This window comes from Bacteroides sp. 2201st1_D9_2201SCRN_220225 (assembly GCF_040928965.1).
GTDB classification, from domain to species: Bacteria; Bacteroidota; Bacteroidia; order Bacteroidales; family Bacteroidaceae; genus Bacteroides; species Bacteroides stercoris.
Genome location: NZ_JBCODG010000048.1, coordinates 1 through 23,214 on the forward strand (window position 1 = coordinate 1; position 23,214 = coordinate 23,214).

19 protein-coding genes and 1 pseudogene are annotated in these 23,214 nt (G+C 49.7%); 7 read left to right on the forward strand and 13 right to left on the reverse strand.

The annotated features are described in order from the left end of the window. Window positions 1–44: 44 nt before the first annotated feature. The 4 genes and pseudogenes from AB5903_RS15020 to ppdK all read right to left on the reverse strand — a co-directional run bounded on the left by AB5903_RS15020 (window position 45) and on the right by ppdK (window position 7,916). Complete coding sequence (locus AB5903_RS15020) at window positions 45–1,292, reverse strand: hypothetical protein (RefSeq protein WP_368117981.1); 1,248 nt, start codon at window positions 1,290–1,292, stop codon at window positions 45–47. Between the two features lie 6 nt (window positions 1,293–1,298). Next, complete coding sequence (locus AB5903_RS15025; RefSeq protein WP_005653787.1) at window positions 1,299–4,790, reverse strand: DEAD/DEAH box helicase family protein; 3,492 nt, start codon at window positions 4,788–4,790, stop codon at window positions 1,299–1,301. A 31-nt stretch (window positions 4,791–4,821) separates the two neighbouring features. Next, a pseudogene (locus AB5903_RS15030) lies at window positions 4,822–4,983 on the reverse strand (HNH endonuclease); the annotation flags it as partial. A 212-nt stretch (window positions 4,984–5,195) separates the two neighbouring features. Next, window positions 5,196–7,916 carry a pyruvate, phosphate dikinase gene (gene ppdK, locus AB5903_RS15035; protein WP_005653781.1) on the reverse strand — a complete coding sequence of 907 codons (2,721 nt, stop codon included), beginning with the start codon at window positions 7,914–7,916 and terminating at the stop codon, window positions 5,196–5,198. 207 nt (window positions 7,917–8,123) lie between these two features. On the opposite strand from ppdK, the gene rlmD reads away from it, so the two are divergent. Beyond that, window positions 8,124–9,566 (forward strand): 23S rRNA (uracil(1939)-C(5))-methyltransferase RlmD, encoded by a 1,443-nt coding sequence (gene rlmD, locus AB5903_RS15040; RefSeq protein WP_005653775.1) that lies wholly within the window; start codon window positions 8,124–8,126, stop codon window positions 9,564–9,566. 221 nt (window positions 9,567–9,787) lie between these two features. Next, complete coding sequence (locus AB5903_RS15045; protein ID WP_005653773.1) at window positions 9,788–10,696, forward strand: RluA family pseudouridine synthase; 909 nt, start codon at window positions 9,788–9,790, stop codon at window positions 10,694–10,696. A 226-nt stretch (window positions 10,697–10,922) separates the two neighbouring features. Here the strand turns inward: AB5903_RS15045 and AB5903_RS15050 are convergent, their stop codons facing one another. From AB5903_RS15050 to araJ, 3 genes are read right to left on the reverse strand one after another with little or no spacing between them, the layout of a single operon-like run. After that, window positions 10,923–11,345 (reverse strand): hypothetical protein, encoded by a 423-nt coding sequence (locus AB5903_RS15050; protein ID WP_005653771.1) that lies wholly within the window; start codon window positions 11,343–11,345, stop codon window positions 10,923–10,925. Then, window positions 11,342–11,788, reverse strand: coding sequence for a hypothetical protein (locus tag AB5903_RS15055; RefSeq protein WP_005653769.1), 447 nt, complete (start codon window positions 11,786–11,788; stop codon window positions 11,342–11,344). The genes AB5903_RS15050 and AB5903_RS15055 overlap by 4 nt, the downstream gene beginning before the upstream one ends. Window positions 11,789–11,845: 57 nt before the next feature. Further along, window positions 11,846–12,988 (reverse strand): MFS transporter AraJ, encoded by a 1,143-nt coding sequence (araJ, locus tag AB5903_RS15060; protein ID WP_368117982.1) that lies wholly within the window; start codon window positions 12,986–12,988, stop codon window positions 11,846–11,848. Between the two features lie 206 nt (window positions 12,989–13,194). Here araJ and AB5903_RS15065 point away from each other — a divergent pair, with 206 nt between their 5' ends. Further along, on the forward strand, window positions 13,195–13,707 hold the full coding sequence (locus AB5903_RS15065) for an outer membrane beta-barrel protein (protein ID WP_005653764.1): 513 nt from the start codon (window positions 13,195–13,197) through the stop codon (window positions 13,705–13,707). Window positions 13,708–13,779: 72 nt separating this feature from the next. Here AB5903_RS15065 and AB5903_RS15070 read toward each other — a convergent pair whose 3' ends face one another. Continuing rightward, complete coding sequence (locus AB5903_RS15070) at window positions 13,780–14,109, reverse strand: PAS domain-containing protein (RefSeq protein ID WP_034536325.1); 330 nt, start codon at window positions 14,107–14,109, stop codon at window positions 13,780–13,782. A 127-nt stretch (window positions 14,110–14,236) separates the two neighbouring features. On the opposite strand from AB5903_RS15070, the gene map reads away from it, so the two are divergent. The 4 genes from map (at window position 14,237) to AB5903_RS15090 (ending at window position 18,655) form a co-directional block, all read left to right on the forward strand. Then, entirely contained in the window at window positions 14,237–15,091 is an 855-nt protein-coding gene (gene map / locus AB5903_RS15075) for a type I methionyl aminopeptidase (RefSeq protein WP_005653762.1), read from the forward strand. Window positions 15,092–15,285: 194 nt separating this feature from the next. Further along, the gene (gene rmuC, locus AB5903_RS15080) at window positions 15,286–16,734 is read left to right on the forward strand and encodes a DNA recombination protein RmuC (protein ID WP_117917507.1); all 1,449 of its coding nucleotides are present in this window, start codon (window positions 15,286–15,288) and stop codon (window positions 16,732–16,734) included. Window positions 16,735–16,759: 25 nt separating this feature from the next. Next, window positions 16,760–17,326 (forward strand): xanthine phosphoribosyltransferase, encoded by a 567-nt coding sequence (gene xpt / locus AB5903_RS15085; protein ID WP_005653757.1) that lies wholly within the window; start codon window positions 16,760–16,762, stop codon window positions 17,324–17,326. Window positions 17,327–17,335: 9 nt separating this feature from the next. Next, window positions 17,336–18,655 (forward strand): nucleobase:cation symporter-2 family protein, encoded by a 1,320-nt coding sequence (locus AB5903_RS15090; RefSeq protein WP_005653755.1) that lies wholly within the window; start codon window positions 17,336–17,338, stop codon window positions 18,653–18,655. A gap of 91 nt (window positions 18,656–18,746) precedes the next feature. On the opposite strand, the gene nhaA is transcribed toward AB5903_RS15090, so the two are convergent. From nhaA to AB5903_RS15115, 5 genes are all read right to left on the reverse strand, one after another. Next, window positions 18,747–20,060, reverse strand: a complete 1,314-nt coding sequence (nhaA, locus tag AB5903_RS15095) for a Na+/H+ antiporter NhaA (RefSeq protein WP_016662895.1) — start codon at window positions 20,058–20,060, stop codon at window positions 18,747–18,749. Between the two features lie 111 nt (window positions 20,061–20,171). Further along, window positions 20,172–21,956: a translation elongation factor 4 gene (gene lepA / locus AB5903_RS15100; protein ID WP_005653751.1), complete on the reverse strand. Its 1,785-nt coding sequence runs from the start codon at window positions 21,954–21,956 to the stop codon at window positions 20,172–20,174. Window positions 21,957–22,088: 132 nt separating this feature from the next. Beyond that, complete coding sequence (locus AB5903_RS15105) at window positions 22,089–22,289, reverse strand: winged helix-turn-helix domain-containing protein (protein WP_005653747.1); 201 nt, start codon at window positions 22,287–22,289, stop codon at window positions 22,089–22,091. 157 nt (window positions 22,290–22,446) lie between these two features. Then, window positions 22,447–22,908, reverse strand: coding sequence for a C-GCAxxG-C-C family protein (locus AB5903_RS15110; RefSeq protein ID WP_117740076.1), 462 nt, complete (start codon window positions 22,906–22,908; stop codon window positions 22,447–22,449). A gap of 3 nt (window positions 22,909–22,911) precedes the next feature. Then, a partial coding sequence (locus AB5903_RS15115; RefSeq protein WP_368117983.1) for an exodeoxyribonuclease III occupies window positions 22,912–23,214 on the reverse strand: 303 nt, incomplete at its 5' end.

A 23,214-nucleotide genomic window follows, 5' to 3' on the forward strand; every position in this document is an offset into this window, starting at 1 on the left:
GACAAACTTTTCAAAGAACTCATTTTATTTACTGCCAGAGCCGCTTAGGCGTGGCGAATTTTTAACGAATTATTGTTTTTGATTGTCGCATCATTTATCTCTGAACCTATCATTGAATCTTGAACAGGAATCAGCTTCTCCATTAGATCCAACTTCTCCTGAAGGCGATGTCTATCTTTTGACCTTCGTTTTGCAGTTGACAATTCAGCCTCTTGATCCTTATCTCCAACGATACGAATACAGATTCTATTCTTACCCTTGGTCTTGACGAAAGTACCTTCAAAGCCAGTCTTAAACAACTTGTTGATGTAAACTTTCGACTTGTCCTCTATCAAAGCACGACGTTCCTCTACGCCCTCTTCTTTGGTATGACATGAAATGTCTATCCAGGAAGAAGAAAGCATATTACGAACCAATTCATCTTCATTCTTAAACTCAGCTTCTTGCGACTGTAATAATTGAGGATCATTATAAACAACAGGATATACCAAAATGTATTTAGAGTATGTAGTCAAAAAATCATTCAGTACAGAAGAAATAATATAAGCCTGTGATTCCTCCAAATGGTCAATATCACTGAAATCCAAGAACGGAATACGATTTTTATTGTTCTTTCTGAATATGGAAGGATGATTATAATACTCTTTGGTTCCTTTCTTCTTTTGTGACGAGAAGTATATGCGTTCATCACCAAATTCCAGATGGTAAACTAAAGAATCCTTCTTCTTGGAATTTTCAACCTTATCAGCCTCAGCAAAGGTACTGGTATGGGCTTCAAGCAAACCACCATAGGCAAACTCCAACTGTAAACCAAGCTCTTCACCTTGCTTTTTACCTTTATTATACAGGCTACTACAAGTACCACAGATGAGCTTACCATGTGCGTAACTTAGAGTTTTGTCTCTATTTGGCATCATGGATAGCATCAGGTTAAGCATGTTGTGTGGATAAATTCCTTCCCTATAGTCCGGGTTATAACTGATTTGCTTTATCTTAACATTAACCTTTTCAAGCCGTTCTTGAAGCATGGCTGTAGTGATACTTTCCTTCTTTGCCGATGCAAAAAGGAATATGCGATGTTTGGTTGGGGCATCTGCATTTCCTTCTTTGACCATCTTATTGAACGCACAGACAGCACTATTAGGGCACAATCCTTCCAATTTACAATAAATACCTAAGTTGTTGCCAAAGTCATAGGCATTGGAGTATTCTATCTTGTACAAGTCGAAATCCTCCAGGAACTCATCCCAGAGGAAATGGACTTTTATATGATTGGTTCTTATCTTTTCCATAGTTGTTTACACGATGTTTAACTTTTCGAGGACTGCCTGAACGTTTTTGTCAAGGATAGCACCTGTCTCAACGTCAATCAGACCATTGATGATTGGCAGGTTCGCACCACCTTCAAGTTGTATGGTATGAGTAAATGAATAGTTGCCAGCATATCGAGGAACATTGACTACAATATAGCTACCACCACATTCTCGAATTTTTCGCTCCCAAGACTGGGCGTTGACATGCTGATTAAAGTCACTATCAGACATAAATTTCACATCCACATATAACTTATCATTGACTACCCAGTCAGCACGCTCCCAGATTTTTTCAGGAAGTGATCCTACATTACATGCTGCATTTTCAAGAATTGCCTTGAACACTTGCTCTCCAAAGTAACCTGTATATACCTGTTGAATAACTTGTGGCGAAATAACCCATGATTTACCTTTCCAAGACGTACAATATCCATTAGTCTCAAAGTATTGTCTGATGAACCCTTGCTTCATGATTGCATCCAGATGTACACTTGCATCTGAATAACTTCGATTTTTTGCTTGTGCTTCAACAGACTGGATATAGAACATTCGCATTGACGGGTCAATATCGTTTCTATCGTCAAACTCAGGATATTTCATTACATACTCACGTATCGAATGTAATCTTTCACGTATCTGACAGGCATACTTATCTGTACCCTTGAAACTTATACCGACCAACTCACTGATGTATCTATCTCTACGATGCTCATCATTGTTGAACGTAATATCCGATTCCTCCTCTTTGCCCTCAAAGCGGTCAATGATATTTTGATTTTCATTGATAGCTTTCAAAACATGTTTGAGCAGGCCTGTCTGTACCTCTGGTTTCTTTGCCGTTACCATAGAGTAAGCCATATCCTCACCAATAGCAATATGAACAGACTTATTGTAGATGGTTGAGCGAGTTATACGCCCCAAAGCTTGTACAGCCCATCGTAGGCAAAAAGCATCAAAAGCAGGAGTTTCTTTCAATGCAGCTTTGATTTGAATCTCTCGACCTTTCATGATTTCGCTCAGTTCATCAACAACACGGTGGTGTCTGCGTCGAAGCAATGCACGTTGGAAATCAGATTTTTCTTTGAGTTCTAATTGGTTGTCTGTGCCCAATATACTCAATGATATACAAGCCTTTAGGTAGTCATCTACTTCAATCAGAGGGATAAAGTTTGTGGGCTTATCCATAATGATACCATCGAAATTGCATCGTGTGTCTTTACGATCTTTGGTATTTGGAGCTTCCAGACAATGTTTTTTTCTGTATTTGCTATCCGTTTCAAACAGATAATTTACGCCCACTGCACCTGACTGGTAACATACGAAGCAGAACATCTTAAGTTTAGGATCTTCCTTCAACAACTTCTCTACTTCCTCCAAGTCTCTCTTGAAATGCTCTCCACTAAGAAAGCACACATTCAGTTTAGGATATATATCTGAATATCTGCGTGTGCTCCCATCATCAATGGCATGTTCGTCCATTGAATCATTATCGAATTTTTCTCCACGCTTGGTTATTCTTGCTTGTTGAAGAATGTTCAGTGCCTTCTTTATACCGATACTACTCTTACCTGTATATGAGAATGGCTGAAAATAGAGCCATGCCTTTGCGTCAGGATTTTCAATAAAATCCATATAGTGGCTCAGCATATTCACCATTCTGGCAGAATTGTTCTTATCAAAGGTGTTCTTGTCGGTAGAAACGAAGTCAAGACAATCTTTGACAGCTTGATTACATTTGCCAAGATACACCTCAATCTTTTCTTTTGGATTTGTGTTTTCCTCTTTATAAATTGAGAACTTTACGTCAGGATTGGCATAATTGAGGGCTATATAATCTTCAATTCTTCGCAATGCATCATTGTCAATCTTCTCAACCTTTACGCCTTGTTTGGCTATATAGTTGAAGTCGTAGTTGTGAACTGGACTCTGATTGTCAGCCGTAGCACTACACATGATTACTCGGTTATGGTTGACCATATCGAGCAACACGTTCTCAGGCATACACCTCATTTCGTGATAATCGAAACAACAAGAATAACGGTCATTGTCAAGAGAGTACACCTCTATGAAACTTATACCTTTATCATAGATAGATCTGCTCTCGACCTCCTGGTCTTTTGAGTGAGGAGTTTCAAAGTTTGTTCCACAACGCAACTCTTGTAGAGCCTGACGGTATTCTGTATTACCTTCGTTTATACCCATATATTTAATAATATGGTCAAAGGCACGCTCACTCTCAAGATCTACAGAAGTCTCGTAGCTTTTCTTTTTACGGAGTTCATTCTCTATTCGAGCATACTCTTCCGCATGTTTATCTACTATCTGAACAAAATTCTTCAGGAAAAGAATGATACGATTTGCCGCAAACGATAGGGTGTTATCATTCTGGCTCTTCAACATTTGTTTTGGTTGAAGGTATGAGACATTCTCCTCTTTCTTGTTGTGGATGGACAATACGAAATTCTCTGCTGAAAATGTCTGGTCTTCATCATAAAAGATGAAATTGCCACGATTGACATTCTCATTCAATTCCAAGCCACTAAGCATCTTCTGAGGAGCTATGTCATCAATCAGATATTCCTTCTTCTTTTTTATCGCTTTAAGCATTGCCTGAATATTGTCTTTATGTTCAACCCATTCAGGCATCCTTTGCATATCCAGAACCTCTTCATAGTGCTCGCAGATAAAATAGCACAAGCCCCAGAAATTAAAACGTCTTCTTCTACCACATTCACAATCGAAGAGACGTTTCATTGCAGCTTCCTTTACGCGGTCGGACTCATCAATAATGACAAGTGAGTCCTCGATATGCTTCCAATAAGGCTGTGTGCCCTTACGCACCAATTTAGGTGAAGCTGTTGTGTGCAGCTTGGATGCTGTCAACGCAACGATCTTACTCTTATAAAATAACAATTCTGGGTATAGTTCCTCCAGTACTGAATATTCTCGAAGGATATGCGAGGCTATAACCTCGTCAGTTTCATTCTTATATTTCTGACGAATTGGAGTAAGGGCTTCTTTGCGCACTTTATCAATAAGACGCGAACGATTCTTTGCAATTTCCTCAGTAATTCCTTCTGTTACATCATTATAAGTATAAAGACGTTTCAAATTAGCAAAAGCCTTATCCCCTTGAAAAAGAGGATTTGCTTCCATCCTCTGAAGGATGGCAGGGTCAGTAAACGCTCGTTCCCATTGCTCTTCTTGCGAATAAACACGAAGAATATCATGCTTCTGAAGCTTGATACCGCTCCTGGTTAAATTCTTCTTTATGTCTTCGATTGTTGCATCCAACTGTTTCTTGGCATCTGTGACATAGAAGATACGACGGGCATCTTCTTTCTTCAATTCTTCTGCCATCAACAGGCATGAATTATATGTCTTACCAGAACCAGTAGGTAATGGTATCACAAATAGACCGCGTTTAGGTTGTGCAGCCTTCAGCAGCTCTTCAAATATACAGTTTTTCAAATCCATATTTGGTTTAGTCTAAACTTCTTTGAAGGATTTAATTATTACGTTTGTTCTGTACAATACTTTTGAGTTCATCTACATCCATTGCCTCTTTTCTTCTGTGAACCATAGAATGGCAATTTGAGCATAAAGCGACAAGTTCTGATTGAGGAATCTCATGTTCTTCATCATATGTCGATATAGGACGTTTGTGATGAACTTCAAGGAAACCTTTGCCTCAGTTACACGACCTTCAACCTGTCGTTTCTCCGCTTCTTCCTCTGCCTCATCAATTGAAGCAACAAATAGGGTATTTTCTGCCGTTTATACTGCTTTATGAATGAGCAGAGCATGTAGAAAAAGAACCGAGGCAAAAACTTGATTTCCAAGTCATTGCCTCGTATTTCACTAATTATCAGCATTCAAACTTTATTCCTCGATTGCAGCCTGTGCCGCCGCAAGTCTTGCAATAGGCACGCGGAACGGAGAACAGCTCACATAATTCAGCCCTACCTTGTGGCAGAACTTCACGGAAGAAGGCTCACCGCCATGCTCGCCGCAGATACCGCACTTCAGGTCCGGACGGATGGCACGGCCCTTTTCGGTAGCCATACGTACCAACTGCCCTACTCCATTCTGGTCGAGCACCTGGAAGGGGTCTACTTTCAGAATCTTCTTTTCCAGATAAATAGGCAGGAAGGAAGCGATGTCGTCGCGTGAGTATCCGAAGGTCATCTGCGTCAGGTCGTTCGTACCGAACGAGAAGAATTCGGCGGAAGAAGCGATGCGGTCAGCCGTAAGAGCTGCACGCGGGATTTCAATCATTGTACCTACCTTGAACTCGATGCTGTCGCCTGCTTCGGCAAACAACTTGGCAGCTTCGGCACGGATAACCTCTTCCTGCTGCTTGAACTCGTACAGGATACCGGTCAGCGGAACCATGATTTCAGGATGTGTCTCAACGCCCTCTTTCTTCAGTTCCAGAGCAGCGCCGAGGATGGCACGCGTCTGCATCTGCGTGATTTCCGGATACGTATTGCCCAAGCGGCAACCGCGGTGGCCCAGCATCGGGTTATGTTCGCAAAGCGCTTCCACACGCTGCTGGATATACTGCAAGCTTACGCCCATGGTATCCGCCATTTCCTGCTGCCCCTTCAAATCGTGGGGAACGAATTCGTGCAAAGGAGGGTCGAGCAGACGCACGGTTACCGGGCAACCTTCCATAGCCTTGAAGATGCCCTTGAAGTCTGCCTGCTGGTACGGCAGAATCTTAGACAACGCCTTGCGACGTCCTTCCGCGTTTTCCGCCAGAATCATTTCGCGCATCGCCTTGATTTTCTCACCTTCGAAGAACATGTGTTCCGTACGGCACAGACCGATGCCCACTGCCCCGAAGTTACGTGCCACCTGTGCATCGTGCGGCGTATCGGCATTGGTGCGTACCTGCAATTTCGTATATTTATCGGCCAGTTGCATCAGTTCGGCAAAATCACCGGACAGCTCGGCGGCCTTCGTTTCCACTTTTCCTTTGTAAACCTCGCCGGTACTACCGTTCAGAGAGATGAAGTCGCCTTCTTTCAACACAACGCCGTCCACCTCTACCGTGCGTGCCTTGTAGTCGATGTTCAACGCTCCCGCACCGGATACACAGCACTTACCCATGCCGCGAGCCACAACGGCAGCGTGCGAAGTCATACCGCCACGTGCGGTCAGGATGCCTTCGGCAACGGCCATACCCGCCAAATCTTCCGGAGAAGTTTCGATACGCACCATTACCACGCGCTTGCCGGCAGCGTGCCATTCGGCAGCATCATCGGCAAAGAACACAATCTGGCCGCAGGCCGCGCCCGGAGAAGCCGGCAAACCGCGGGTAAGAACCTTCGCCTGCTTCAAGGCCGCCTTGTCGAATACGGGGTGAAGCAGTTCGTCCAGCTTGTTGGGTTCGCAACGCAACAGCGCCGTCTTTTCGTCAATCATACCCTGGTGGAGCAAATCCATGGCTATCTTCACCATGGCGGCTCCGGTACGCTTGCCGTTACGTGTCTGGAGGAACCAGAGCTTGCCTTCCTGCACGGTGAACTCCATGTCCTGCATATCCTTATAGTGGTTTTCCAGCTTCGTCTGCAAAGCATCCAGCTCCTTGTAGATTTCGGGCATCGCCTCTTCCATGGAAGGATACTTGGCGGCACGCTCCTCCTCGCTTACGCCGGCAAGTTCCGCCCAGCGTCTGGAGCCGATAATGGTAATCTGCTGCGGGGTACGGATACCTGCCACAACGTCCTCGCCCTGTGCGTTGATCAGATATTCGCCGTTAAAGAGGTCTTCGCCCGTGGCGGCATCGCGGCTGAAGCAGACTCCCGTGGCGGAAGTGTCGCCCATATTTCCGAACACCATTGCCTGCACGCTTACGGCAGTACCCCACTCATCGGGAATTCCTTCCATTTTACGGTAGAGGATGGCGCGCTCGTTCATCCATGAGTTGAACACGGCGCAGACAGCACCCCACAACTGTTCGTAGGCGCAGGTGGGGAAATCCTTTCCGGTCTGCTGCTTGACGGCAGCCTTGAAGCGCTTGACAAGCTCCTTGAGGTCTTCCACTTCCAGTTCGTTGTCCAGTTTCACGCCTTTGGCATGTTTTACCTCTTCTATAATAGCCTCGAACGGGTCTACATCTTCCTTGTTCACCGGCTTCATGCCCAGCACCACGTCACCGTACATCTGTACGAAACGGCGGTAGGAGTCCCATGCAAAGCGGGGGTTGCCCGTCTTGCGAATCAGCCCTTCCACCACTTCATCGTTCAGGCCGAGGTTAAGAATCGTATCCATCATGCCCGGCATGGAAGCGCGTGCGCCCGAACGGACGGACACCAGCAGCGGGTTTTCCACATCGCCGAATTTGGAGCGCATCAGTGTCTCCACGTGCGCGATGGCGTTTTCCACTTCTTGTTTCAACAGGGCAACGACTTTTTCCTGCCCCATTTCATAATATTCTGTGCAAACTTCTGTCGTGATTGTGAAGCCCGGAGGAACCGGAACTCCGATAAGGTTCATCTCTGCCAGGTTGGCTCCCTTACCCCCCAAAAGGTTTCTCATGCCGGCTTTTCCTTCTGCCTGGCCGTTACCAAAGGTGTAAACTCTTTTTTTGTCCATAATATCAATTTAAAGTTTCTGATTGTGATTTTTTCATTTTTTCTGCTCGCAAATCTAAGTATATTTCACAGACTAGAAAACTTTTTGAGAAAAAACTTTAAGTCAAAATGCAATTTCGAGATTGCAAAATTTAATATTCCCATTCATAGAGAGAAATTACGGAAAAATACCTATTTTTGCCGTTGAATTTATTATACTGGTGTAAAAGTGGCAAGAAAGAGAAAAGAACTTCCCCTGTTGGAAAAGGTGGAAATTACGGATGTGGCTGCCGAAGGAAAAGCCATCGCGAAGGTCAATGATTTGGTAATTTTCGTACCGTACGTCGTTCCGGGCGACGTTGTAGACCTGCAAATCAAGAGAAAAAAGCATCATTATGCCGAGGCGGAAGCGGTGAAGTTTCACCAATACTCACCGGTAAGAGCCGTTCCGTTCTGTCAGCACTACGGTGTATGCGGCGGCTGCAAATGGCAGGTGCTCCCCTATTCGGAACAGATAAGATACAAGCAGAAGCAGGTAACGGACAACCTTACCCGCATCGGAAAAGTGGAGCTCCCGGAAATATCGCCGATACTCGGTTCCGCAAAAACGGAGTTCTACCGCAACAAGCTTGAGTTTACTTTCTCCAACAAGCGCTGGCTCACGGCGGAAGAGGTCCGGCAGAATGTGGTGTACGAGCAGATGAATGCGGTAGGCTTCCACATTCCCAACGCCTTCGACAAGGTACTGGCCATCGAGAAGTGCTGGCTGCAGGACGACATATCCAACCGCATCCGCAACGCCGTGCGCGACTATGCCTACGAGCACAACTATCCGTTCATTAACCTGCGCACGCACGAAGGGATGCTGCGCAATATGATTGTGCGCACTTCCACCACCGGCGAGCTGATGGTTATCCTCATCTGCAAGATTGAGAAGGACGAGGAGATGGAGCTGTTCAAACAGTTGTTGCAGTACGTAGCGGACACTTTCCCCGAAATCACGTCTCTGCTATACATTATTAATAATAAGTGCAACGACACCATTACCGACCTCGACGTGCACACGTTCAAAGGCAAAGACCATATCTTCGAGGAGATGGAAGGCCTGCGCTTCAAGGTGGGTCCCAAGTCGTTCTACCAGACCAACTCCGAGCAGGCATACACTTTGTACAAAGTGGCCCGCAACTTCGCAGGGCTCACCGGCAACGAGCTGGTTTACGACCTTTATACCGGCACGGGAACCATCGCCAACTTCGTGTCCGGACAAGCGCGCCAGGTCATCGGCATCGAATATGTGCCCGAAGCCATCGAGGACGCCAAGGTCAACTCGGAAATCAACGGCATCAGAAACACGCTGTTTTTTGCCGGCGACATGAAGGACATGCTGACGCAGGACTTTATCAACGAGTACGGGCGTCCGGATGTAATCATCACCGACCCCCCTCGTGCGGGTATGCACCAGGATGTGGTGGATGTTATCCTGTTTGCAGAGCCGAAACGCATTGTGTATGTAAGCTGCAATCCCGCCACGCAGGCAAGGGACTTACAGCTGCTCGATGCCAAATACCGGGTGAAGGCCGTCCAGCCGGTGGATATGTTCCCGCATACGCATCATGTGGAAAACGTGGTGCTGCTTGAGTTGAAAAATCCGGCGGAAAAAGCAGAGGACTGAGGCAGCTCTTCGGGAATGTGAAAGCATAAGGGGCTATTTCGGAAGTGTAAAGAGCTACTTTGGGAACGTAAAGGGCTACTTCAGAAACGTGAAGTGCTACTTTGGAAAACCGAAGCAGAAGCAACCGGAAGCCGCACTCCCGAAAAGCGGTACGGCATTTTGGTAAGCCGATGCAAAGCCTTGTTTTAGAATTGAATCATTAATCGCAAATTATTATCCTCGTGGCAAAAGAAAGAATTATAGCAAGAGCCCGCACGCAATATACGGACTATATGGTAAAAGAGCCTATGGAACTGATGGAATTTCTGGCAGCGAAAATGCCGGATGCCAGCCGCACCAAGTTGAAGGCATTGTTGAGCAAGCGGGTTGTATATGTAGACAGCGTCATCACAACGCAGTACAACTTCCCGCTGAAGCCGGGTATGAAAGTCCAGATCAGCCGTGAGAAGGGACGCAAGGAGTTCAACAACAAATTACTGAAAATCGTATACGAAGATGCTTACCTCATCGTGGTGGAGAAGATGCAGGGATTGCTGTCCGTCAATACGGAAAGGCAGAAAGAGCGTACCGCTTACACCATTCTGAACGAATATGTGCAGCGTTCGGGCAGGCAGCACCGCGTGTACATCGTGCATCGCCTGGACCGCGACACCTCGGGACTGCTGATGTTTGCCAAAGACGAAAAGACGCAGAATACGCTGCGCGACAACTGGCACAACATCGTAACCGACCGCCGCTATGTAGCCGTCGTTGCGGGTGAAATGGAAAACAATGCCGGCATGGTGCGCTCATGGCTCACCGACCGCAAGCTGTACGTATATTCCAGCCCCACGGACGATGGTGGCAAGGAAGCAATCACCCACTACCGCACCATCAAACGCGCCAACGGCTTCTCGCTCGTGGAACTGATGCTGGAGACGGGACGCAAAAACCAAATCCGCGTGCACATGCAGGACCTGGGACATCCCATCATTGGCGACGGACGCTACGGACTGGAAGAGATAAATCCTATCGGACGACTGGCGCTGCACGCCTTCAAGCTGTGCTTCCGCCATCCTGTCACCGGAGAGCTGATGCAGTTTGAAACACCGTATCCGGGAGAGTTCAAGAAACTGTTTCTGAAGAAATAAAGAAATCAAAGGGGGTACAAAAACCGCTTATCAATCAATCGAGGGGGATGTCAATACTAAAGCCCGCTTACTGTCTGATGATTTTTAGGCACGGATTACGCGGATTTCACGGATTTTCTTTATTATTTTTCCGTGTAAATCCGCGTAATCCGTGCCTAAAAAAATTATCAAGAGTGTTTTAACACCCTCACTTGCCTATTCTCAGGATGTCCGGACATCCATATTCTTAATATTGCCTTTCCAGCATGACAGGCCCATCCATGTGCCCGTCCACGTATAATACGCCGGACAGTCTGTCTCCCGCAACATATACGTCGTAGATTTCCAGCAAAGGATAATTGTAACCGTAGTCCAGCCGCAGAATCCTGCCGTGGATGTCCCAGCGGAAAGGCAGGCTGAATGCCACCTCTCCATACGGATCGTTGTAATACGCCTGCTCATCTCTTCCCAGCCCGTTGCCTTCAAAGTAAAGCCCGCTTTCCAACGGAGAATTATAGGCATCGGCAAAACCTAAATCTCCTACCCAGATACCGCCCGGCAGGGTATCGTAAATGTAGTAATCCTCACCGTCGTCCGGTTCGCACGAACTCAGGCCCAAGGCCAGCGTGCACAGGAACAATATGTTCAAAAACTTTCTCATCTTTCTCATTTCCAATTCTGATTAACCATATATCTGGAAGCAGTCAGCATCATGATTTCACCGTCCAGCTTTCCGGACAGGTAATGCTCGCGCACCCATACGTTCTCAAAGATTTTCACGTCGCCCGAACCGTAGTTCAGTATCAGTCCCTCGCGTGAGTTGTCAATCCATTTCCAGGTAAAGTCATGGGTATCTGTTTTCGTATTGCCGGTAGTGGTTACGATAAAAGTCTCTTTTCCGGAAAGGACTTCCTTACCGCCCTGTTTCCCTTTGGTGAATTCCAGGATGTGCCTGCACGCCCCTTCTTCCGTGTCGTACTCCTCTACCCAACTGTCGCTGCATAGCTTCTCGTCGCTGTTTTGTATCGTATAGTAGTTATCATCCCCGCAAGAAGCCAGCCCCGCAGTCATTACACACAACAACAGTATCTTCATTAAGTTCAAAATCTTCATATTTATCGAGTTTAGTTAATATTTTACGGGCAAACTTACGCAAAAATAATGATATGTTTAATACCTGGACTGGAATTTCTTATAGAAGACAACGAATAAGATGAAACCCGTCAGTGCAAAGGGCACGCCTGCCAAAGCCGGATAGCGGTATCCGCCGCCAAGAGCCAGACCGCCTACGTATGCCCCGATGGCGTTGCCCAGGTTGAATGCCATCTGCACGCAAGCGCCGCCCAGCATCTCACCCCCTGGAGCTACGCGGATAATCAGCACCTGCTCCGGGCTGGACACCGCAAACAAGCCCGCCGTACAGAGCGCCATCAATATGGCTGAACACCACGGATGGGGCGAAAGGAAAAATATCAGCAGCAGCACAATGCAAATCATGCCTTGCACCACCATGCCCACCCTGCCCGGAGTGTATTTGTCGGAAAGCCGTCCGCTCACCAGATTGCCCACCACCATGCCAAAGCCTGCCAGCATCATTAATGCCGTGACACTTCCGGCGCTGAATCCCGATACATTCGTCAGCAACGGCGTGATGTAACTATACCAGCAGAACACGCCGCCGTTGCCCAAAGCCGTCGCCCCCAATATCAGCCAGGGAGCGGGAGTCTTCAGGAAACGGAACTGTCCCTTGAATCCGGTATCTTTGAGTCCCTCCATCGCAGGAACCCACCGCCATATATAATAAAGGACTATCACTCCCCAGCAGGCCACCAGCAAGAACGTGACACGCCACGAGAGCATATGGCTCAGGGAAGTGCCCAGCGGAACGCCGAACAGATTGGCAACCGTCATGCCCGCTATCATAATGGATACGGCCTCGGAACTTCTCCCCTCGTCCGCCAGCTTGCCCGCCACAATGGAAGCGACTCCGAAATACGCCCCGTGCGGCAAACCCGAAATGAAACGCGCCGCCAGCAGCGACCAGTAGCCGGTGGCCATCGCAGCCCCCAGGTTTCCTACCAGCATTAAAGCCATCAATGCCAGCAGGATATGCTTCAACGGACGCTTGCGCGCTAAAATCAACATGGGAGCACCGGCACATACGCCCAGTGCATAGGCGGAAATGAAATGTCCGGCAACCGGAATGCCGATGTTCAAATCGGCGGCAACATAGGGCAAAATACCCATCATCGTAAACTCGGCAATGCCCAATCCCAAGGTGCCGAACGCTAATGCAATAAGACTCTTCTTCATTCGAAAAAATACAACCTGTGAAACAAACTTTTTACCGCCGCAAAAGTAGTGTATTCTTTCCGCTCAAGTTCTTTATTTTATAAAAAAACTAACTAAAAATTTGTACAGCATAAATATAAGATATACTTTTGCGCCCCGAAAAAGCAGGGCATGCCTTGCTTTTTCAGCATTCAACAATAATTTAAATAATCAAAAGGTAAAAAGAAATGAAAAAAATTGTATTTTTCTTGTTTGCAACCATGCTGGTTGCATCGGTAAAGGCACAGGTTTATGTAGGCGGAACGGTAGGCTTATGGCACAACGACGACCTCGACGCCACTTTCTTCAAACTGGAACCGGAAGTTGGATATAACCTGAGCGAGAAATGGGCAGTAGGCGGTGTGCTGGCATTTGCACACGGCAAGGCAGACGAAGGTAAATACAACGCTTTCGCCCTCGCTCCCTATGCACGCTACTCCTACTATGAAAATAAGGTAGTACGCCTGTTTGTGGACGGCGGCTTCGGTTTCTCCACCCAGAAGGTGAAGGGCTTCGACTCTGTAAACGGCTTTGAAATAGGCTTCAAACCGGGCATCGCCATCAAGCTGAACAGCAAGTTCAGTGCAGTTGCCAAATGCGGTTTCCTGGGCTACAGAGACGATTACATGACCGGAGACAACGGCTACGGATTTGCCTTCACCAGCGAAGACCTCTCATTCGGTTTCCACTACGAGTTCTAATCCCGGACAAAGCATACATCACAAGGGAGCGGCCGCCTCACAAACCCGGCGGCTGCTCCTCTCCGGATACGGTTACTCCCGTATATAATGGGGCATCTCCCCGGGTATCTCCATGGATATTTCCACCAGTCCGCATACTACACCCTCACGCTTCCATGCGGTCTGATAAATCATTTTCCTGACCCCTTTTTTCTCTATCGTATAGGCGTTTACGCCACCCGTCTTCAGGAGTTCGCGTATCTTTTCCTGCGATTTCGGACTGTGGCAGTCAAAAAGATTCCTGCCTATCAGGTTTCCGTGCCCGGCAAACGTGCGGCATGCCTTCTCGTTCATATAAAGGATGATTCCCTGCGTGTCGCATACGGTTACGGCACAGTTCATTTCATCGGCCCATTCATACATATTCATTACATTTATTCGGTTGTTGAGGGAAACAAAAGTACAGATTAGTTTCTAATTATTCAAGCATTATAAATACGCACACCCAAATTATTCGTATTTTTGCACATCGTTTATAAAATATGCAAACATGAAGAAGTTCGTAAAAGGAGTCCGGTTTGCTCCTAAAAACTATTCCGATGAAGTAGAAGCCAAGATACAGCATTATAAAAGAGAAGGATACAAATTGCCGTCACGCCATCTGCTGCGTACGGAAGAGCAACTGGCAGGCATACGCGAAAGCGCAAGGATAAACACCGCCCTGCTCGATTACATCTCGGAGAATATCCGCGAGGGAATGTCCACGGCAGAGATAGACCACATGGTATACTGCTTTACGACAGACCACGACGCCATCCCCGCTCCCTTCCTGTACGAAGGCTTTCCGAAGAGCGTATGCGTCAGCATCAACGATGTGGTGTGCCACGGCATCCCCAGCACAAAGGAATTCCTGCGCAGCGGAGATATTGTAAACGTAGACGTGTCCACCATCTATAAAGGGTATTTCTCCGACGCATCGCGCATGTATATGATTGGGGAAGTCAGCCCCGAAATGCAACGCCTGGTGCAGGTGACCAGGGAGTGCCGCGACATCGGCATACAGGCTGCACAGCCCTGGGCACGGTTGGGCGATGTGGGCGCCGCCATCCAGGAGCATGCCGAGAAGAACGGCTACAGCGTGGTGCGCGACCTTTGCGGGCATGGCGTGGGTATCAAGTTTCACGAAGAGCCGGACGTGGAGCACTTCGGCAAACGCGGCACGGGCATGCTGATAGTACCGGGCATGACGTTCACCATCGAGCCGATGATTAACATGGGCAGCTACGAGGTGTTCATTGACGAAGCCGACGGCTGGACGGTGTGCACGGACGACGGTCTGCCTTCCGCCCAGTGGGAAAGCATGATTCTTATCACCGAAGACGGAAACGAGATACTGACACAATAGATGCAAGACGGCAGGCCGCAAGATGTCCCCCGGCGCGGTACACTCCGTACCAACGGTTGGTACTCCTTGTACCACGCTTTGGTATTGTCTGTACCAACCGTTGGTATTCTTCATACCAACTATTGGTATTTCCCGTACCGCCCGATGGTATTGCCCGTACCGCCTGCCGAAACTTTATTTCCTTATATGCAATTATGAATATCATCCTATTACCCGCCGGGATTATCGCAGGAGCCGTTATCGGCTATCTGACGGCCGGCAGAAAAGCCGCTGCCCTGAAGACTCAGGTAGAAGCCGCCGGAGAGCGTGAAGCCCTGCTGAACCGCACCGCCGAAGAACGCATCGCCCGCGAACGCTCCATTGCCGAGGAACGTTTGCAGGAAGCCGCCCGCCAGGCTTCGGAACGCCTGGACGCACAGGAGCGGCTGTTTGCCGAACGCCTCGCCGAACAGGCACGCAGTTTCAACGAACGCCTTGCCCAGCAGGAACATTCCTTCGGCGAGCGCATCGCCCAGCAGCAACGGCAATGGGAACAACGCCTCGCCGAACAGAAAGAAGAGGCCGAAGCCCTGCACAAGCGTATGAACACCGAGTTCGAGAACCTTTCGAACCGCATCTTCCAAAGCAAGACCGAGGATTTTACCAGACTGAACGCCGAGCATCTGGGCAACCTGCTGCGCCCGCTCGACGAGAAGATTAAGGACTTCAAGGAAAAAGTAGAGCAGGTGTACAGCACCGAAGCCAAAGAGCGCTTCTCGCTGGGCGAACGCATCAAGGAGCTGGTGGAACTGAACAATCGCCTCAGCGAGGATGCCAACAACCTGACCCGCGCCCTGAAGGGCGACTCCAAGATGCAGGGCAACTGGGGCGAAATGATTCTGGAACGCCTCTTGCAGGCATCCGGCCTGATTGAGGGTGAGCACTATTTCCGCCAGGAGTTCCTGAAAGACGAGCGCGGCGAAGCGATTGTCAGCGAAGAAAGCGGACAGAAGATGCAGCCCGACATCCTCATCAGGTATCCCGACGAACGCGAGATGATAATCGACTCCAAAGTCTCCCTCACCGCCTACGCCGCCTACACCTCCGCCGAAGACCGCGACGAGCAGGCGCGCTGGCTCAAGGCGCATTTGCAGTCTGTCCGCAGCCACATCGACGAGCTCAGCCGGAAGGACTATTCGCACTACGATATCAAGGCGCCGGACTTCGTCATGATGTTCATCCCCACGGAAGGCGCATACCTGCTCGCTATCCAGAGCGACGCCAACCTCTGGGAGTATGCCTACAACAAGAAGGTGGTACTGATGAGCCCCACCAACCTCATCAGCGCCCTGCGCCTCTCGCTCGACCTGTGGAAGCGGGAAAACCAGGTGAAAAACGTGCAGGCCATCATCAAGCGCGGCACTGCCCTGTACGAAAAGATTGTAGGCTTTACCGACACTTTCCTCACCCTCGGCGACCGCATGGCAACCTTGCAGAAGGACTACGACAAAGCACTCAACCAGCTCTCCGAAGGCAACGGCAGCGTAGTGCGCCAGGCTGAAATGCTGAAGGACATGAGCCTCACCCCGAAGAAGCGCATCTCGGCAAGGCTGCTGCCCAAAGAGGAGATACAGGAAGATGCAGAACAAGAAGACAATAAATAACTCTTAAGACAAGACTTGATACATTATGAAAACTTTAAAAGACCGTATTCTCAAAGACGGAAAATGCTATCCGGGAGGCATACTGAAAGTGGATAACTTCATCAATCACCAGATGGACCCGATACTGATGAAATCCATCGGCGTGGAGTTTGTCAGACGTTTCGCCTCTACCAGTATCAACAAGATTATCACCGTCGAGGCCAGCGGCATCGCTCCCGCCATCATGGTGGGCTATCTGCTGGAGCTGCCCGTAGTGTTCGCCAAGAAGAAGAAACCGAGCACGATGGAGAATATGCTGGTTACTTCCGTGTATTCGTTCACCAAGCAACGCTCGTACGACGTATGCGTCAGCAAGGATTTCCTCGCGCCCGGCGACCAGGTGCTTTTCATCGACGACTTCCTTGCCAACGGAAACGCTGCCAAAGGCATCATGGACCTGGTGAAGCAGGCTGGCGCGGAACTGGTGGGCATGGGATTCATCATAGAGAAAGCCTTCCAGCATGGTGGTGACGAGCTGCGCAGCCAGGGCATCCATGTAGAATCGCTTGCCATCATCGAAAGCCTTGACAACTGTGAAATCAAAATCAGATAACCCGGAGCGATGGAAAAACAACAGGGAAACGGACTGATTTACGGCTTGAACGACAAGCCGCCTTTTAAGGAAGCTTTCTTCGCTGCGCTGCAACATCTGCTCGCCATATTCGTAGCCATCATCACCCCGCCGCTCATCATTGCGGGCGCATTGAAGCTCGATGCGGAAACTACCGGCTATCTGGTTTCGATGGCGCTGTTCGCATCCGGCATATCCACGTTTATCCAATGCCGCAGGTTCGGCGGACTGGGCACGGGGCTGCTCTGCATCCAGGGAACCAGCTTTTCGTTCATAGGTCCCATCATCTCTGCCGGAATGCTGGGCGGGCTTCCCCTGATTTTCGGTTCCTGCATGGCGGCTTCAAGCGTGGAGATGCTGATAAGCCGGGTGTTGAAATACACAAAGAAGATTATCACGCCGCTGATATCCGGCATCGTAGTCACCCTCATCGGAATGAGCCTGATAAAGGTAGGAATCACAGCCTGCGGCGGCGGAGCCACGGCACAGGCGGACGGCAGCTTCGGCAGTTTCCGCCATGTGGGCCTTGCGGCGGCGGTACTGCTGCTTATCATCGCCTTCAACCGGAGTTCCAACCGCTACCTGCGCATGAGTTCCATCGTCATCGGACTGGTGATAGGCTACATCGCAGCCTGGTTCATGGGCATCATCGACTTCTCCTCGATACAAAGCTACGGCGGCTTCAACCTGCCGATGCCTTTCCGCTACGGACTGGACTTCGACCTGTCCACCATCATCGCCCTGGGACTTATTTTCATGATTACCGCCATCGAGGCATACGGTGACATCACCGCCAACTCCCTTATCTCCGGCGAACCGGTGGAAGGGGATACCTTCGTAAAGCGCGCTTCGGGCGGTATCCTTGCCGACGGCTTCAACTCCATGCTGGCGGGTGCGCTCAACTCCTTCCCCAACTCCGTCTTTGCACAGAACAACGGAATGATACAACTGACCGGAGTTGCCAGCCGGTATGTGGGCTATTACATCGCAGCCTTTCTTGTACTGCTCGGCCTGTTCCCTGCCGTGGGACTGGTATTTTCACTGATGCCCGAACCCGTATTGGGCGGCGCTACTCTGCTGATGTTCGGTACGGTGGCGGCGGCAGGCATCCGCATCATTGCAGCGCAGGAAATCAACCGGAAGGCTACCCTTGTCATGGCTGTCAGTTTCTCACTCGGCCTCAGTGTGGAGCTGGTTCCCGAAATACTGTGCCAACTGCCGGAAACGCTGCGGAACATCTTCGCATCCGGCATCACAACGGGCGGGATAACGGCTATTCTGGCAAATCTGCTGATTCATATCAAGGAGTAATATTATTCTATTTCAGGCACGGATTACACGGATTTCATGGAAATATTGTCCGAAAGAACAAAGTAAATCCGTGAAATCCGTGTAATCCGTATTAATCCCTCTCCGGCAGCACCCAATTCAGCACCACATACCCCAGCACCCCGGCAAGCACCGTCCCTACAAGCACCCCAAATTTCGCCTGGTTCAGCAGTTCCGGATATTCGTCCGCAAAGGAAAGGTTGGCAATGAACAACGATACGGTAAACCCGATACCGCCCAGCAGGGAGACGCCCGCTATATTCTTCCAGTTCATCCCCGCCGGCATCAGCGCTACGCCGCTCTTCACCGCCAGCCACGTAAACAGGTATATCCCCAGGAACTTGCCCAGCAGCAAGCCAGCCGCCACAGCGATGCTCACATCTCCCACGATGCTGCCGCTACCGCTGAACACCACACCGGCATTGGCAAAGGCAAACAGCGGCAGTATCACGAAGCTCACCGCCCCGTGCAGGTTATCTTCCAGCGACTGCAACGGGCTGATAACATAATCCGATGCCCGCTCCACCTGCTTCAACGTGGCAATCTGCGCATTGGTCAGCACGATATTATCCGACTTGGAAACCGGGAACTCCCCGATGATGTCGCGAATCCGCTCGATGTATTTGCCCGCATCCAAGCGCGGACGCGCCGGTATCACAAACGCCAGTATCACGCCCGAAATCGTACTGTGTATGCCCGATTGCAGGAACAGGTACCAGATAATCACACCGAAGAAGAGGAAGAATATCTTCTGCGTTACGCCGAACTTACCCATATAGTAGAGGAACACGTACAGGACAGCCGCCGCAATCAGGTATCCGTATGCCACGTCAGCGCTATAGAACAATGCGATGACCAGTATGCCGCCGATGTCGTCCACCACGGCAAATGCTGTCAGGAATATTTTCAGGCTCAACGGCACACGCTTGCCCAGCAAACTGAGCACACCCAATGAGAAGGCAATGTCCGTGGCCATCGGTATAGCCATCCCCCGGGTTTCGGGAGTGCCGGAAGCAACCGACAACGCATAGATGACAACCGGAACCACCATCCCCCCGCATGCCGCAATAAAAGGCAAAGCCGCTTTCCGCACAGAGGACAGTTCCCCCACCAGCAATTCGCGCTTTATCTCCAGGCCCACTGCCAGAAAGAAAACAGTCATCAGGCAGTCGTTAATGAATTCTATCATCTTCAGCGGATGCCCGCCGTGCGAAAACAGATTGAAGTTGCCGATGCGCAGATGCAGCTCCTGAAGCAGGAAATCCTGGTATACGGGCGACAGGGACGAGTTGGCAACCACAGCGGCCAGGATAGCCGCCAGAAACAAAAGCACGCTCGCTGCTATGTTCAGCGACGAAATGTTTTTTACGGTACGTAGGATAATCATAAGTGTTTTTAATTGAAGGATTCGTTCATTTTCGGAAAAAGACAAAAAAGGGGGCAGCCCTATCATGAAAGAACAACCCCCGAAAGATATGATTGGTTCGGCAGCAAACCGCTAATCCAGTTTCAGCACCGCCAGGAATGCTTTCTGCGGCACTTCCACATTACCGATTTGCTTCATTCTCTTCTTACCCCGTTTCTGCTTCTCGAGCAACTTGCGCTTACGGCTCACGTCGCCGCCGTAGCACTTGGCCGTAACGTCCTTGCGTACAGCCTTGATTGTTTCGCGGGAGATAATCTTGGCGCCGATGGCCGCCTGGATGGCGATGTCGAACTGCTGTCTCGGAATCAGGTCCTTCAGCTTCTCGCACATGCGGCGTCCCAGCTCGTATGCGTTGTCAAAGTGTGTCAGGGTGGAAAGGGCATCCACCGGTTCGCCGTTCAGGAGAATATCCAGTTTCACCAGCTTGGACGGACGGAAGCCGTTGGCATGGTAGTCGAAAGAGGCGTATCCCTTGGAGATGCTTTTCAGCTTGTCGTAGAAGTCGATGACGATTTCGCCCAGCGGCATGTCATAGTATATCTCCACGCGATTGCCGGAAATGTATTCCTGCTTCACCAGTTCGCCGCGCTTGCCCAGGCAGAGCGTCATGATGGGGCCGATATAGTCCGTGGCGGTAATCACCGAGGCGCGGATATAAGGCTCTTCGATGCGGTCTATCAGGGTGGGGTCGGGCATGCTGCCGGGGTTGTGCACCTCGGTCATGTGCCCCTGCTTGTCGTAGATGTTGTACGACACGTTCGGCACGGTGGTAATCACGTTCATATCGAATTCGCGGTCCAGGCGTTCCTGCACAATCTCCATGTGGAGCAGTCCTAAGAATCCGCAACGGAAACCGAAGCCCAGCGCCAGTGACGATTCGGGCTGGAAGGTCAGCGAGGCGTCGTTCAACTGCAACTTCTCCAGCGAAGAGCGCAGATCCTCGAAGTCTTCCGCCTCAATGGGATATACGCCGGCAAAGACCATCGGCTTCACTTCCTCGAAGCCGGCAATCGCTTCCTTGCACGGACGGGCTATGTGCGTAATCGTGTCGCCCACCTTCACTTCCCTGGAAGTCTTGATACCCGAAATGATATACCCCACGTCGCCCGTACGCAGCTCCTGACGGGGAACCATGTCCATCTTCAGCACGCCGATTTCGTCCGCATCGTATTCCTTGCCCGTATTGAAGAACTTCACTTTGTCTCCTTTGCGAATCACGCCGTTCACAATCTTGAAGTAGGCGATGATGCCCCGGAACGAGTTGAATACGGAGTCGAAAATCAGTGCCTGCAAAGGCGCTTCCTCATCGCCTTCGGGATGCGGGATGCGCTCAACTACCGCCTCAAGGATTTCCTCCACGCCCATGCCCGTCTTGCCGGAAGCGCGGATAATCTCTTCGCGCTTGCAGCCGAGCAGTTCCACGATTTCATCCTCCACCTCTTCGGGCATGGCGCTTGCCATGTCGCATTTGTTGATAACGGGAATAATCTCCAAATCGTGCTCGATGGCCATGTAAAGGTTGGAGATGGTCTGCGCCTGCACGCCCTGCGAAGCATCCACAATGAGCAGTGCGCCCTCGCAGGCGGCGATGGAGCGCGACACCTCGTAGGAGAAGTCCACGTGTCCCGGAGTGTCAATCAGGTTCAAGATATACTTCTCGCCCTTGTACACATACTCCATCTGGATGGCATGGCTTTTGATGGTGATACCTCTCTCCTTTTCCAAATCCATATCATCCAGCATCTGTCCTTCGGTTACTTGGATGGTATTGGTGAACTCCAACAGGCGGTCGGCCAAAGTCGATTTGCCATGGTCGATATGGGCTATGATACAAAAGTTACGTATATTCTTTTTCATTCGTTTCTAAAGTTTTTGGAGTGCAAAGATAGTGTATCTTGGACAAAGATACGAAAAGGAGCGCACAAAAAAAATGCGTTGATAACATATCCAATGTATCAACGCATTTTTTATAACATTCCAATCACTTTCTTAGTTCAGCTTCACAAACAGTTCGCCTTCAACTTCTTGAGTAGAGATTTTGTCCTCTCTCAATAACCATCCAAGACCCAGGAACAAATCTTTATCCACCAATTTTGTAGCTTTTTTGATTTGTTTTGCGGTTAAACCTTCGGTTTCATTCAGTGCGTTCCAAATTTTTCCTGCGATTTCACCGGCTTTTTCTTTTAACATTTTCTCTTTGTTTTTAGTTAGACATGCTTGAAAATCCGTTTCCCCCGACGGAGAAGACCGATTTTATTTCGGCGGCAAAGATAGTTATTTTTATGTTATATAGCACGTTAACTCTCATTTTTTTCCATTTTCAGCCGGAGAAACGGCACGATTAGCCCTATTTCCGCTGTTTTTCCAGATACTCCGCCCATATTGCCGCCGCCTCTTCCACCATTTTGGCGCAGGGACGCTTGGCGTAATACTGCTCCGTGCGGGCTTCGGGCATGGAAGAGCCTTCGGGCTTCTTCAGTCCCAACAGTTCGGCGCAAATCATCGAGCCGTTGCGTTTCCTGAATTCCTCCGCAAGCTGCTGCACCAGCGCATAGTTGGCGGCTTTGCCCTCACGATCCTTGCCGTCTACGGCACCTTTCTCCAGTCCCGCCAGCAGGAACATGCCGCAGGCGGCGCCGCACGTCTGCCGCATCCGTCCGATGCCGCCGCCAAACGAGGCGGACATGCGCAATGCCTGTTCCTGCGTGAAACCATACATATCTGCAAAGGCAGCCACGACGGACTGCGAACAATTATAGCCGCTCTTAAACAGTTCAACGGCTTTTTCCACTCTGTCTTTCATCGTCATATCTTAATCTGTTAATTCCAACATCATGGGGCAATGGTCCGAATGTACGGCATCGTTCAGGATACGCGCCTCTTTCAGCATCGGACGCACCGCCTCGCTTGCCATGCAATAGTCGATACGCCAGCCTTTGTTCTTCGCCCGCGAGTTGAAGCGGTAGCTCCACCAGGTGTACTCCCGACTGTCGGGGTGCAACAGGCGGAAGGTATCGATGAAGCCCTCGTTCAGGAAGCGGGTCATCCACTCCCTTTCTTCGGGCAGGAAGCCGCTGTTGGTGGCATTGCGCACCGGGTCGTGAATGTCTATCGC

Coding starts and splice junctions, on each gene's coding strand:
- araJ (WP_368117982.1), bottom strand. CDS start 12,988: ATGAAGAAGAGTCTTATTGCATTAGCGTTCGGCACCTTGGGATTGGGC.
- rmuC (WP_117917507.1), top strand. CDS start 15,286: ATGAATATCATCCTATTACCCGCCGGGATTATCGCAGGAGCCGTTATC.
- AB5903_RS15065 (WP_005653764.1), top strand. CDS start 13,195: ATGAAAAAAATTGTATTTTTCTTGTTTGCAACCATGCTGGTTGCATCG.
- nhaA (WP_016662895.1), bottom strand. CDS start 20,060: ATGATTATCCTACGTACCGTAAAAAACATTTCGTCGCTGAACATAGCA.
- AB5903_RS15110 (WP_117740076.1), bottom strand. CDS start 22,908: ATGACGATGAAAGACAGAGTGGAAAAAGCCGTTGAACTGTTTAAGAGC.
- AB5903_RS15050 (WP_005653771.1), bottom strand. CDS start 11,345: ATGAGAAAGATGAGAAAGTTTTTGAACATATTGTTCCTGTGCACGCTG.
- ppdK (WP_005653781.1), bottom strand. CDS start 7,916: ATGGACAAAAAAAGAGTTTACACCTTTGGTAACGGCCAGGCAGAAGGA.
- AB5903_RS15055 (WP_005653769.1), bottom strand. CDS start 11,788: ATGAAGATTTTGAACTTAATGAAGATACTGTTGTTGTGTGTAATGACT.
- AB5903_RS15070 (WP_034536325.1), bottom strand. CDS start 14,109: ATGTATGAATGGGCCGATGAAATGAACTGTGCCGTAACCGTATGCGAC.
- AB5903_RS15105 (WP_005653747.1), bottom strand. CDS start 22,289: ATGTTAAAAGAAAAAGCCGGTGAAATCGCAGGAAAAATTTGGAACGCA.
- map (WP_005653762.1), top strand. CDS start 14,237: ATGAAGAAGTTCGTAAAAGGAGTCCGGTTTGCTCCTAAAAACTATTCC.
- AB5903_RS15025 (WP_005653787.1), bottom strand. CDS start 4,790: ATGGATTTGAAAAACTGTATATTTGAAGAGCTGCTGAAGGCTGCACAA.
- AB5903_RS15090 (WP_005653755.1), top strand. CDS start 17,336: ATGGAAAAACAACAGGGAAACGGACTGATTTACGGCTTGAACGACAAG.
- AB5903_RS15020 (WP_368117981.1), bottom strand. CDS start 1,292: ATGGAAAAGATAAGAACCAATCATATAAAAGTCCATTTCCTCTGGGAT.
- lepA (WP_005653751.1), bottom strand. CDS start 21,956: ATGAAAAAGAATATACGTAACTTTTGTATCATAGCCCATATCGACCAT.
- xpt (WP_005653757.1), top strand. CDS start 16,760: ATGAAAACTTTAAAAGACCGTATTCTCAAAGACGGAAAATGCTATCCG.